Source organism: Actinoplanes sp. NPDC023936, from assembly GCF_040639325.1.
Taxonomy (GTDB): Bacteria; Actinomycetota; Actinomycetes; order Mycobacteriales; family Micromonosporaceae; genus Actinoplanes.
In genome coordinates, this window is sequence record NZ_JBEZZR010000015.1 from 138241 (window position 1) to 149695 (window position 11455).

The 11455-nt window shown below is 70.9% G+C and carries 11 protein-coding genes; 8 read left to right on the forward strand and 3 right to left on the reverse strand.

What is annotated here, in order from left to right:
• Positions 1 to 63: 63 nt before the first annotated feature.
• Both AB0F72_RS21190 and AB0F72_RS21195 read left to right on the forward strand, forming a co-directional pair.
• On the forward strand, positions 64 to 261 hold the full coding sequence (locus tag AB0F72_RS21190; protein ID WP_014441512.1) for a hypothetical protein: 198 nt from the start codon (positions 64 to 66) through the stop codon (positions 259 to 261).
• Between the two features lies 1 nt (position 262).
• The gene (locus tag AB0F72_RS21195) at positions 263 to 1090 is read left to right on the forward strand and encodes a site-2 protease family protein (protein ID WP_360433813.1); all 828 of its coding nucleotides are present in this window, start codon (positions 263 to 265) and stop codon (positions 1088 to 1090) included.
• A gap of 1 nt (position 1091) precedes the next feature.
• On the opposite strand, the gene AB0F72_RS21200 is transcribed toward AB0F72_RS21195, so the two are convergent.
• Together AB0F72_RS21200 and AB0F72_RS21205 are read right to left on the reverse strand one after the other, a co-directional pair.
• Entirely contained in the window at positions 1092 to 2090 is a 999-nt protein-coding gene (locus AB0F72_RS21200; RefSeq protein WP_360433816.1) for an aldo/keto reductase family protein, read from the reverse strand.
• A gap of 9 nt (positions 2091 to 2099) precedes the next feature.
• Complete coding sequence (locus AB0F72_RS21205) at positions 2100 to 5135, reverse strand: WG repeat-containing protein (protein WP_360433819.1); 3036 nt, start codon at positions 5133 to 5135, stop codon at positions 2100 to 2102.
• Between the two features lie 1396 nt (positions 5136 to 6531).
• Here AB0F72_RS21205 and AB0F72_RS21210 point away from each other — a divergent pair.
• From AB0F72_RS21210 to AB0F72_RS21225, 4 genes are all read left to right on the forward strand, one after another.
• Positions 6532 to 6723 carry a hypothetical protein gene (locus tag AB0F72_RS21210; RefSeq protein WP_360433822.1) on the forward strand — a complete coding sequence of 64 codons (192 nt, stop codon included), beginning with the start codon at positions 6532 to 6534 and terminating at the stop codon, positions 6721 to 6723.
• 301 nt (positions 6724 to 7024) lie between these two features.
• Positions 7025 to 7876: an ABC-2 family transporter protein gene (locus AB0F72_RS21215; protein WP_360433932.1), complete on the forward strand. Its 852-nt coding sequence runs from the start codon at positions 7025 to 7027 to the stop codon at positions 7874 to 7876.
• Positions 7869 to 8669 carry an ABC-2 family transporter protein gene (locus AB0F72_RS21220; protein WP_360433825.1) on the forward strand — a complete coding sequence of 267 codons (801 nt, stop codon included), beginning with the start codon at positions 7869 to 7871 and terminating at the stop codon, positions 8667 to 8669. The genes AB0F72_RS21215 and AB0F72_RS21220 overlap by 8 nt, the downstream gene beginning before the upstream one ends.
• Positions 8666 to 9625, forward strand: coding sequence for an ATP-binding cassette domain-containing protein (locus AB0F72_RS21225; protein ID WP_360433828.1), 960 nt, complete (start codon positions 8666 to 8668; stop codon positions 9623 to 9625). Before AB0F72_RS21220 ends, AB0F72_RS21225 begins: the two co-directional genes overlap by 4 nt.
• Here AB0F72_RS21225 and AB0F72_RS21230 read toward each other — a convergent pair.
• Positions 9609 to 10163, reverse strand: a complete 555-nt coding sequence (locus AB0F72_RS21230) for an XRE family transcriptional regulator (protein WP_360433831.1) — start codon at positions 10161 to 10163, stop codon at positions 9609 to 9611. The two genes, AB0F72_RS21225 and AB0F72_RS21230, sit on opposite strands and share 17 nt — an antisense overlap.
• A 64-nt stretch (positions 10164 to 10227) precedes the next feature.
• On the opposite strand from AB0F72_RS21230, the gene AB0F72_RS21235 reads away from it, so the two are divergent.
• Together AB0F72_RS21235 and AB0F72_RS21240 are read left to right on the forward strand one after the other, a co-directional pair.
• Positions 10228 to 10980 (forward strand): AzlC family ABC transporter permease, encoded by a 753-nt coding sequence (locus AB0F72_RS21235; RefSeq protein ID WP_360433834.1) that lies wholly within the window; start codon positions 10228 to 10230, stop codon positions 10978 to 10980.
• A complete protein-coding gene (locus AB0F72_RS21240; protein WP_360433837.1) occupies positions 10974 to 11282 on the forward strand; it encodes an AzlD domain-containing protein in 309 nt (102 codons plus the stop codon). Before AB0F72_RS21235 ends, AB0F72_RS21240 begins: the two co-directional genes overlap by 7 nt.
• Positions 11283 to 11455 lie beyond the last annotated feature (173 nt).

Here is an 11455-nt window from a genome sequence, read left to right on the forward strand (position 1 = left end):
GTCCGCACACCGTTACGCCGTAGGGTGGAAGCCCACCGACGGACGACATGAGGGGGCGGCTCAATGCCGTGGAGTTGGCGGTACGAGGACGTCGACGGCAAGCCCGTCGAAGGACCGGCCGAGACGTTCAGCAGCCAGGCGGACGCCGAGTCCTGGATCGGGCAGGAGTGGCGGCAGCTGCAGGGCGCCGGAGTCAGCACGGTCGTGCTGGTCGAGGACGACCGGGTCGACTATCAGATGAGTCTGCTGCCGGCGGACTGACGTGACATACGAACCGGTCTACACCCGGACACCGCGCAACGCGTTCATCCCGAGCCCGGTGTTCGTCGGGATCGTCGCCGTCTTCGCGGTCAGCGGCTTCATGACATGGAGCCGCTTCGGCAACGTCAAGATCGACGTCTTCTTCTTCGTCATCTCGGGCTGGATCATCTCGCTCTGCCTGCACGAGTACGCGCACGCGATCACCGGGTACTTCTCCGGCGACCTGAGCGTGGCCGACCGGGGCTACCTGCGGCTCAACCCGCTGAAGTACACCCACCCGCTGCTCTCGATCGTGCTGCCGGTGATCGTGGTGATCCTCGGCGGCATCGGTCTTCCCGGCGGCGCGGTCTGGGTCGACCATCGGTACATCCGCAGCCGGCTCAAGGACTCGCTGATCAGTGCGGCCGGACCGCTGACCAACGTGATCCTCGCGCTGATCGTGGCCGTGCCGTTCCTGGCCGGGATGGCGCCCGAGCTGTCCCCGACGGTCTCCGGGCAGTACAACCTGAGCGGCGCCGACCACCTGGAGTTCTGGGCGGCGCTGGCGCTCGTCGCGTTCCTGCAGGTGACCGCGAGCGTGCTGAACCTCCTGCCGGTGCCCGGCCTGGACGGCGGCAGCATCATCTCGCCGTGGTTCAGCCCGGCCTACCAGCGTGCCTGGAACCTCGTCGCGCCCTGGGGCTTCCTCCTGCTGTTCCTGCTGCTGTGGCAGACGCAGGTGGGCGACTACTTCTACGAGCTGGTGAACTGGCTGGCCGGGCTGATCAACGTGGATCCGTGGCTCTACGCCCTCGGATTCGACCTGATGCGGTTCTGGAGTAGTACCTAGGTCAGGGACGGTTCGCGGGGCTGGACGTCAGCGACGGGTCACGGGTCACGACCGGATCCAGGATCTCGTCGATCGCCTTCATCAGGCCGGCGTCCAGCTCCACCCCGGAAGCCTTCACGTTGTCCCGGACCTGCTCGGGCCGGGACGCCCCGATGATCGCGGCGGAGACGTTCGGGTTCTGCAGCACCCACGCCACACCGAGCTGCGCCATGGTGAGCCCGGCCTGCTCGGCGATCGGCTGCAGGCGCGCCACCGCGTTCAGCACGTCGTCCTCCAGCCAGCGGGCGATGAACCCGGCGCCGGACTTCTCGTCGGTGGCCCGGGACCCGGCCGGCGGCTGCTGACCCGCCTTGTACTTGCCGGTCAGCACACCCTGCGCCAGCGGTGACCAGACGATCTGACCGAGGCCGAGTTCCTCCGAGGTGGGCACCACCTCGGCCTCGATGACCCGCCACAGCATCGAGTACTGCGGCTGGTTCGACACCAGACGGATCTTCAGCTCGTCGGCGAGCGGCTTCGCGGCCCGGATCTCGCCGGCGGTCCACTCGGAGACCCCGATGTAGTGCGCCTTGCCGCGGTGCACCACATCGGCGAAGGCCTCCATGGTCTCCTCCAGCGGCGTGTGGTGGTCGAACCGGTGCGCCTGGTAGAGGTCGACGTACTCGGTGCCCAGTCTTCTCAGGGAGCCGTCGATCGACTCCATGATGTGCTTGCGGGACAGCCCGCTGTCGTTCGCGCCCGGGCCGGTCCGCCAGTAGACCTTCGTGAAGATCTCCAGGCCTTCGCGGCGCTCGCCCTTCAGCGCCCGGCCCAGCACCTCCTCGGCGCGGGTGCCGGCGTAGACGTCGGCCGTGTCGAACGTGGTGATGCCCTCGTCGAGGGCCGCACGCACGCAGGCGAGCGCGGCCTCCTCCTCGACCTGGGAACCGTGGGTGATCCAGTTGCCGTAGGCGATCTCGCTGACGAGCAGGCCGGAACGGCCGAGATGACGGTGCTTCATCTTTTCGTTCTACAGCACCGGACGCGCCTCGTCGTCGATCGCCGCCGCGGCCGCCGCCCGGTCCGGGTGCGTCATCTCGGTCAGCGGCTCGCCCGTGCGGCTCAGCGCACCCCAGTGACCTGCGGCGTCACGAACCAGGAACGCCGACGGGTGGATCACCACGGCCGCCCACGTGGGCTCGATCACCAGTTTCCCGGTCCGATCCAGCACACCGAAGCGACCGCCCGCGTCGACCACCGCCAGCCCTTCGCCGGTGAAGCCGTCGATCTCGCCGCCCACGTGCAGCGAGGTCGCGAACGCCGGCCAGTGCGGTGGCACCGCGACCCGGCCGGTGCGGTCGATCGCGCCCCAGACGCCGCCCTGCCGGATCAGCGCCATCCCGCGCCGGAACGGCCGGGCGTCCTCGAAGTCGCCGGGCACCACGGTGTGACCCTGCCGGTTCACCGCGAACCAGCCACCCTCCGGCTCCCGGGACACCCAGGCCAGGCCTTCGGCGAACGGTCCGGCCCCGAGGTAGCCCTCGTCCGCGCTGATCACGACGGCGCCGGACGGGTCGATCAGCTCCCAGGCGGGAGTTTCCGGACGGCGCACCCACGCCACCCCCTCGGCGAACGGCTGCACCTCGGCGTAGCGCGGTTCGACAGCTGCCGCGTACCCCCAGAGGCCGGTGCCCTCGTCGGGCAGCGGCGTCGGCGCCGCGGGCAGGCCGAGCAGCTCGTCGCGGGTCCGCGGATAGGGACCCCAGTGGGTGGCGTTGGTTTTCTGGGTGATCGTATCGAGGGCCAGCTCGATCCGCTCCACCAGGTCCGGATCACCGCCCTGCCGCACGTCGAGGGCGCGCTCGAAGTGGTTCACCGCCTCCAGGAACCGCCCCTGCTCGAACGCCGACCGTCCGGCGAGCTCCAAGATCTCAGCCCGCACCCGCGACGGCAGCTCGACCGAATCCGCCTGCGCGTAGAGACGGTCCGCCTCAGCGAACTCACCCCGCCACTGCAACACCTGCGCGAGCCGGGCCTGCGCGATCGAAACCGGTCGCAACTCCCCGCTGGCCTCAGCGTGCCGCAGCGCCTCCCGCCCATCGGCGAGAGCATCGTCCAGCTCACCGAGGACGCGCGAGACCACCGCACGCAGGCTCAGCAGCCCGGCCCGGACGTTGTCACGCTCGGCGAACTCCAGCCGGTCGGTGAGCCGATCGATCAGATCCCACAGCCGCTCCGGCTCGTCGACCTGCTCACGCAGCGTCTGCGGGTCGAAGGTCCAGGGGAAGGAAGCAAGGATCTGCTCGGGGTCGGCCCGCCGTCGTTCGGCGCCGGCTCGCTGGTCGCGGCGCTGCCGCACTTTGGGTACGGAGGGAGCAGGCTCACCGGCAGCAAGCGAGGCTGTCTGATCGTTAACGGGCAGCGGGGAAGCCAAAGGAGTGGTTTCCGCCGGCGGTGCGTCGTCCAGATCCGAGGCGTCCGTCTCCAGCTGGATCGGTTCGGTGGTGTCCGGCTCGGCCGTTTCCGGCTCGGCTGTGTCCGTTTCTGATCCGTCCGCGGTGGGCGCGGTCTCCTCGATCGTCACCGTGATCAGGGCGTCGAGCGGGGCGGTCTCCTCGTCGGAGAGCGTCCCGGCCAGCGAGGTGGCGATGACGACGGTGGCCGGCTCCTCCGCGGCGGGTTCCTCGATCAGCGCGGTAGGAGGTTCCACGATGAGTTCGGTGGGAGGTTCCACGATCAGCTCGGTGACCGGTTCCACGATCAGCTCGGTGACCGGCTCCACGATGAGTTCGGTGACCGGCTCGGCGATCAGTTCGGTGGCGGGTTCCGCGATCAGTTCGGTGACCGGTTCCTCCGCGATGGCCTGCCCGCCGAACGACTGGAAGTCAGCGAAGGGCTTGTCATAGCCCAGCTCGTCCTCGTCCTCAGCCTCAGCCTCAGCCTCAGCCTCAGGCAGCGTCTCACTGACGGGTTCCTCGGCCGGCAGGAGCTCGACCTCATGGACCTCTTCAGCGAGCGGCTCGTCAGCGACGGTCTCTTCATCAATCGCTTCCTGAGCGACCGGCTCCTCCGCGGCTTCTTGGGGGAGTGGTTCCTCAGTGAGGATCTCGGCGACCGCTGTTTCCAGATCCGGCTCATCAGAGTCCGCGTCATCGGCAGGAACTTCGTCAACGTCCGCCTCGACAGCCGCGATCTCGACAGCTGACGGCTCGGCGGTTGTCGACTCGACGATCAGCGGCTCGTCGACGGCAAGCTCTTCGACGACCAGTTCTTCAGCCACCGGCTCGTCAAGCACCGGCTCGTCAAGCACCGGCTCGTCAAGCACCGGCTCGTCAGGGACCAGCTCGTCAGCGGCCAGTTCCTCGGCGACCGGCTCGTCAGAGACCGGCTCGTCAAGGACCGGCTCGTCAGAGACCGGCTCGTCAGAGACCGGCTCGTCAGCGGCCAGTTCCTCAGCGACCGGCTGTTCGGCGGCGACTTCCTCAGCGACCGGCTCTGCGGTGGCCTCTTCCGCGACCTCTTCCGCGACCTCTTCGGTGGTCTCGAGCGCAGGCGCGAACCAGCCCTGAGGCCGTACCTCGGTAACCGCCTCCGCCTCTGCCTCCGCCGGCTCGACCTCGGCCTCGGGCACCGGCGTGGTAGCCCCGAGCCCACTCATCGACAGCAGCCAGCCCAGCCCGTGCGGTTCCTCCGGCTCCGGGATCTCCACCGGTGTCTCGGCGCGGGCGGGCTCCTCGGGCCGGGCGTGCGCCGCAGGCCGTGGTCCCACCGCCGGCGCGACGGGCGTCTCGGCGGTTTCCTCGTAGGGCGCGGCGTGCGCCCCGGCCCGCCGCGTGTCGATCACCTGGGTGTGCTCGAAGTCGCGCTCAGGCGCCACCGCCGAGCCGGCCAGGTCCGCCCGGCGCACCTCGATCGGCTGAGTGCGCTCCTCGCCCACCACCGAGACCGGCCCGATGTCGCTGGACCCGGAGCCCGGCCCGATATCGCTGGACCCGAAGCCCGGCGCGACGTCGCTGGCCCCGTAGACCGGCTCGGCGTTCGCGGGCGGCGAGACAGGCCCCGGCACAACCGGAACCACACCGTGCCCGAAAGGCCCGGAAACCGGCTGCACGGCGGGCCCGGACACCGGCTGCACCGGTGCTGCGCCGCCGTGACCCGCACCCGGGTAGCCCGCGGCGACTCCCGGCGCGCCGCCTCCGGACGTCGGGGGCTGCGTGGGCGGGTACACCGCCGCAGGCGGCATGGCCGGCTGCGGCGGAGTCATCCGTGTCGGCTGCGCAGCCGGACGCGACGGGGTGGGCGCGTTCCTCTCCTGAGGCACCGGCCGCAGATCAAACGGCGCTTCCGGCGTCCGGCCGTCACGACCCGTGCGGCGGTCATCGGAGTACGCCGGGAAAGCCTCAGGCGGCGCGGGCCGCGCGCTGCCATAGGTAGGACCCGACGGCGACACCGGCCCGGGCACCGGACGACCCTGCTGGTCCGGCATGGGGCGACCGTGCTGGTCGGGCAAAGGACGACCGTGCTGGTCCGGCATGGGGCGACCGTGCTGGTCGGACATGGGGCGGCCGTGCTGGTCCGGCATGGGTGCGGGCCACGGGGCGCGCTGATCCGATGCGGGACGACGGTTGGGAAGACCGGGATCGCGGTAGCCGGGCTCCTGCGGCGGCCGGCCATAACCCGCGGGCGGCACAGGCCCGGCCGGCGCACCCGACGACATGGGACCGGCCGGAGCACCGGGCGGCACGGGCCCGGCGAACCGACCCTGCGGACCCTGGCCATGCCGGCCATCCGAATGCGGCGGAACCGGCCCACCCGCGTGCTGCGGCGGAACAGGCCTCCCACCGTGCTGCGGCGGCACCTGACCACCCCCGTGCGGCGGCACCGGCCCCCGACCCGCCCCCTGCGGCGGCATCGGAGCAGGCGGCATCGGACCAGGCGGCATCGGAGCAGGCGACATCGGGCCAGACGGCATCGGGCCAGGCGGCATCGGCCCGCGCCCCCACGGCCCACCCTCGGCCGGACGCGCGGAACCATAGTGACCCGGCTGCCCAGGCCCCTGCGAACCCTGACCGCCCCCACGCTGCCCAGCCGCATGCTGCCCAGGAGCATGCTGTCCGGGAGCATGTTGTCCGGGAGCATGCTGCCCCGGACCACCGTGCTGAGCGTGCTGCCCAGGCCCCTGAGCCATCCCGGGCTGCCCGTAAACCGGCCCCCCGCGCCGCTGCTCCGGCCCCCCGGAAGGCCCATGAGAAGGCCCATGAGAAGGCCCATGAGAGGGCCCCTGAGAAGACACCCCGGAAGGCCCCTGCGAAGGCCCCCCAGAAGGCCCCTCGGAAGCCCGCCGAGACCAATCCTCGGTAAACCGGTCCTGCATGCGAGCGGGACGGTTCCACGAGGGCTCCTCCCGAGGACCCCGCGCATCCGCGGGCCACGTAGGCGCCGGAACCGGCGCCGGCCCCACCGTGGCACGCCCCCGCCCACGCCCGTCAGCACCGGGGCTGACCGGCGCCGCACTGGTCGGCACCCCGCTGACCGGCACCCCGCTGACGGGCATCCCGCTCATCGGGACACCACTGGCCGGGACACCACTGACGGGCACCCCACTGGCCGGCACCCCACTGGCCGGCGCCGAGCTGCCCTGTGACGCCTCGTAGACCGGTGTGTGCACGGCCTTCCGGCGCCCCGGATCACCCGGATAGCGCTGTCCGGGAAGCGGCGCCCACTCCCAGGTGATCTCGTAGACCCACGCCGGTTCGTCGTCCCAGCTGTCCGGCCCCGGCCGGGAGCTCCAACCGTTCATCGGGCGGCCATCGGGCGGCCCGGCAGTTGGCGACTCTCCGTCACGGCGTACTCCACCTTGTCCAAAAATCGTGCCGTGGGCGGCCGGGGACCGGGTTAGAGTCGCCCGGCTCCACTGCGGGGGGTTTTCGAAAGGAGATTAACGGCGTGAGCCGGATGGACGCCAGCGTGCTGACGATCTCTCGAATCGGTCCGTTCCGCAGCTCGGCCACTACTTTCGGTGTGCTTGTCGGGTCGGGTTTCCGGAGGTACTCCACCTACCGGCAAGCCACCATAGCCGGATCGTTCACGAACATCGTCTTCGGCTTCCTGCGCTGCTACGTGCTGCTGGCTCTGGCGGAGGGGGTGGCCGGGCAGCGACCGGGGGGATACGACCCGGCGCAGCTCGCGACCTATGTCTGGGTAGGGCAGGGGTTACTCGCGGTGATCGGCATCTGGGGCTGGAACGAGCTCTCCGAGCGGATCCGCAGCGGCGACATCGCAGCCGACCTGTTACGTCCGGTCTCCCCGGTGACCAGTTATCTCGCCGCTGACCTGGGCCGGGCGTCGCATGCGATGCTCACCCGGTTCGGCCCGCCGCTGGTGGCCGGCGCGCTCTTCTTCCCACTGCACCTGCCGTCGCGGTGGCAGACAGTTCCGCTTTTCCTGCTCTCCGTGATCCTGGCAGTGGTGATCTGCTTCGGCTGTCGTTATGTCGTCAATGCGACCGCCTACTGGCTGCAGGACGCCCGTGGCCCGATCACGCTCTGGACGCTGGGTTCCGGTGTGCTGGGCGGTCTCTACTTCCCGTTGCGGCTGCTCCCGGACTGGTTCACCGTCGCGCTCTGGCTGGGCACGCCGCTGCCGAGCCTGCTGCAGGCGCCGCTCGACGTGATCGCCGAGCGGGACGGTCCGCTGCTGCAGGCCGGGCTGGTCGTCGTGCAGGCGTACTGGGCAGTGCTCGTTCTCGCGCTGGCCGCGTTCGTGCAGCGGCGCGCGGAGCGCAAGCTGGTGGTCCAGGGTGGGTGAGCTGCGCGCCTACCGTGCCCTGTTCGGCGCGCAGGCCCGCTCGGTGCTGATGTATCGCACCTCGTTCCTGGTCGAGCTGCTCGGCAACATGGGCGCCACGGTCTTCGACGTGCTCACGGTGCTGGTGCTGTTCCGGGCGGCGCCGCAGGTGGGCGGCTTCACGCTGGCCGAGGCGGTGCTCACGGTGGGGCTCAGTTCGGCCGGCTTCGCCCTCGCGGACATGCTGGTCGGCAACGTGGACCGGCTCAAGGTCTATGTGCGGGCCGGGACGCTCGACGCGGTGCTGGTCCGGCCGCTGCCCGCCCTGCCGCAACTGTTGCTGATGGACCTGCCGCTGCGTAAGGCGCTGCGGGTGGTCTTCGGGTTCGTCGTGCTCGGCGGGGCGCTCGCGATCAACGACATCGACTGGACGCCGGCCCGGATCGCGCTCGTCGCCGTCACCCCGCTGGCCGCGGCCGCCTTCTTCGGCTCGATCTTCGTGATCAGTGCGACGATGGCGTTCTGGTGGGTCGACTCCGGCGAGATCGGGGCCGCCTTCACCTACGGCGGGCGGGATTTCACCTCGTACCCGATCACGGTTTATGGCCCGTGGTTCCGCGGCCTTTTCGCGTACACGCTGGGCTTCGCCTTCGTCGCCTATCAGCCGGCGCTGGCGCTGCTCGGCCGGACCGATCCGCTGGGTCTGCCGGCCCTGGCCGGCTATCTCTCGCCGCTGGTGGCGCTCCCCGCGGTGATCATCGCCGCCGGGGTCTGGCGCACCGGCATCCGCCACTATCGGAGCACCGGCTCATGATCAAAATGCAAGATCTGAAAAAAGATTTCACCGTACGGGTCAAAGCGGGCCGACTCCGCCGGACGAAACGGGTCGTCCCCGCTGTCGACGGGATCAGTCTCCACATCGACCGTGGGGAGATGGTCGGCTACATCGGCCCGAACGGCGCCGGGAAATCGACCACGCTCAAGATGCTGACCGGCGTGCTGATGCCGTCCTCCGGCGAGGTGTCGGTCTGCGGGCTGGCGCCGGTGCCGCAGCGCACCCGGCTGGCGCTGCGGATCGGCGTCGTCTTCGGGCAGCGCTCCCAGCTCTGGTGGGACCTGCCGCTGCGCGAGTCGTTCGGGATGCTGCGGCACATCTACCGGGTGCCGGCCGACGAGCACGCGGCCCGGCTGCGTCGCTGCCGTTCGCTCCTCGATCTGGACGAGTTCCTGGACACCCCGGTACGGCAGTTGTCGCTCGGCCAGCGGATGCGCGGCGAGCTGACGGCGGCCCTGCTGCACGGCCCGGAGGTGCTGTTCCTGGACGAGCCGACGATCGGGCTCGACGTGGTGAGCAAGCAGGCCGTCCGGGCGTTCCTCGCCGACCTGGGCGCGAGCGGGGACGTGACACTCGTGCTCACCACGCACGATCTCGCCGACATCGAGCGGCTGTGCGAGCGGCTCGTGGTGATCGACCACGGGCGGGTGGTGCACGACGGGACGATCGAGGCGCTGCACGCGCGGTACGGGTCCCGCCGCAGTCTCGTCGCTGATCTGGAACGGCCACTGCCTGAGGGCTTCTCGCTCCCCGGCGCGATCCTGACGGCGGTCGAGGCGGGCCGGCACCGGGCCACGTTCGCCCTGGAGTCGGCGAGCGCGGGCGCCGCCGTGGCTGCGCTGGTGTCGGCTGTCGGTGTACGTGACCTGTCGGTGCTGGAGCCGGACATCGAGGACGTGGTGGCCCGGCTCTACACGTCTACCGATGTTCCATGATCAGCACTGCCCAGGCGGGTTCCAGGGCCTCGTACCGGTGCGGCACGTCTCCCGGGAACGTCACGTAGTCCCCGGGTCCCACCTCGACCGGCTCCTCGACCGGCCCGGTCCGGATCCGTCCCGACGCCACCACGATGTGCTCGATGGTGCCCGGGATGTGCGCCTCGGCCTCCCGTGGCTCACCGGGCTCCAGTTCGATCACGTAGATGTCGCGCCGGGTGTTCGGTGACCCGGTCGCCAGCAGCGTCCCCACGAACTCGGCGTGCTCCGAGCGCAGCCGCGGGCCGTCGCCGGCCCGCACCACCCGTACCGGTGAGGGCGGCGGCTCGACCAGCCGGCTGAACGGGATGCCGAGCGCGACGCCGAGCGCCCACAGCGTCTCGATGCTCGGGTTGCCGGTGCCCGCCTCCAGCTGGGAGAGCGTCGACTTGGCCAGTCCCGCGCGCCGGGCCAGCTCGGTCAGGGAGATCCCGGCGCGGTCACGTTCCCGGCGCAGGGCGGCCGCGATGACGGCCAGCGGCGGTGCCGGCAATTGCATGTTCGCTCCATCGGACGGATTGTTCGGTTTGACGAACGGTTCGCTTTCGTTCATCGTAGCGAACATGAGTACGGTGAAACGAACACTGCGGGACGTGGGCGCGCTCGGTGCCGCGATGGTCGCGGTGGGCGCTTCGTTCGGCGCCATTGCGATCGCGTACGGGCTACCGGCCTGGGCGCCGACCGCCATGTCCACTGTCGTCTTCGCCGGCGGCTCACAATTCCTCGCGGCCGGCCTGATCGCGGCCGGCAACCCGATCGCCGCCGTGCTGGCCGGCCTGCTCCTCAACGCCCGGCACCTGCCGTTCGGCCTGGCCATCGCGAACACCATCGGCAACAGCTGGCGGGACCGCCTGATCGGCAGCCACATCATGACCGACGAGGCGGTGGCGTTCGCCCTGGCCGAGACGGACCCGGCCCGGCGCCGCCGGATCTACTGGCTGGTCGGCACGACGCTGTTCATAACGTGGAACATCGGCACCGTCCTCGGTGTCCTGCTGGGCGGCGCCACCGGCGACCCGGACGCCCTGGGCCTGGACGCCGCGTTCCCCGCCGCCCTGATCGCCCTGATCCTCCCCAGCCTGCGAGACCGCGCGACGCGCCTGGTAGCCCTGGCCGGCGCGGCGATAGCGGTAGCCCTGACCCCGCTGCTACCCGCCGGCCTCCCCGTCCTGTGCGCGCTGCTGGGCTTGCTGGTCCTCGCGGCCCCGTCCCGCTTCCTGCACCCCAAGCCCCCGGTTCCCGCTCCCGCCGCTCCGGCTGCTCCCGCAGTTGCCGCTGCTCCCGTCTCTCCCGACGCCGAGGAGACCCGATGCTGATAGCCGCCATCCTCGCGCTCGGCATAGGCACCTACACCATCCGCCTGAGCGGAGTGCTGCTCCGCGAGCGCCTGGAACTCTCCGACAACCTCCAACGCCTGCTCCCGATGGCAGCCGCAGCCCTGCTGGCCGCCCTGGCCGCCACCGCAGCCCTGATGGCGGGCAGCGAGTTCACCGGCCCGGCCCGCCCCACCGGAGTCCTGATAGGCGCCCTGCTCGCGTACCGCCGCGCCCCCTTCGTAGCAGTAGTCCTGGCAGCAGCCACCACAACAGCCCTGCTACGCCTAGCCGGCCTCCCCTGAGCCTCAAGCTTCCCGCGGGCCCCGTCCGCTAGGTGAGCCTTCGCTGCCGCCTCGGGTGCGCGCCATGCCGCGCGTGGGCTGGGCCGTGCGTGGGCTGGGCCGTGCGTGGGCTGGGCCGTGCGTGGGCTGGGCCGTGCGTGGGCTGGGCCGAGCGTGGGCTGGGCCGAGCGTGG

Excerpts from the sequence above, each read along its gene's own strand:
- AB0F72_RS21200 (WP_360433816.1), bottom strand. The coding sequence starts at position 2,090 with ATGAAGCACCGTCATCTCGGCCGTTCCGGCCTGCTCGTCAGCGAGATC.
- AB0F72_RS21225 (WP_360433828.1), top strand. The coding sequence starts at position 8,666 with ATGATCAAAATGCAAGATCTGAAAAAAGATTTCACCGTACGGGTCAAA.
- AB0F72_RS21240 (WP_360433837.1), top strand. The coding sequence starts at position 10,974 with ATGCTGATAGCCGCCATCCTCGCGCTCGGCATAGGCACCTACACCATC.
- AB0F72_RS21215 (WP_360433932.1), top strand. The coding sequence starts at position 7,025 with ATGGACGCCAGCGTGCTGACGATCTCTCGAATCGGTCCGTTCCGCAGC.
- AB0F72_RS21230 (WP_360433831.1), bottom strand. The coding sequence starts at position 10,163 with ATGCAATTGCCGGCACCGCCGCTGGCCGTCATCGCGGCCGCCCTGCGC.
- AB0F72_RS21190 (WP_014441512.1), top strand. The coding sequence starts at position 64 with ATGCCGTGGAGTTGGCGGTACGAGGACGTCGACGGCAAGCCCGTCGAA.
- AB0F72_RS21235 (WP_360433834.1), top strand. The coding sequence starts at position 10,228 with ATGAGTACGGTGAAACGAACACTGCGGGACGTGGGCGCGCTCGGTGCC.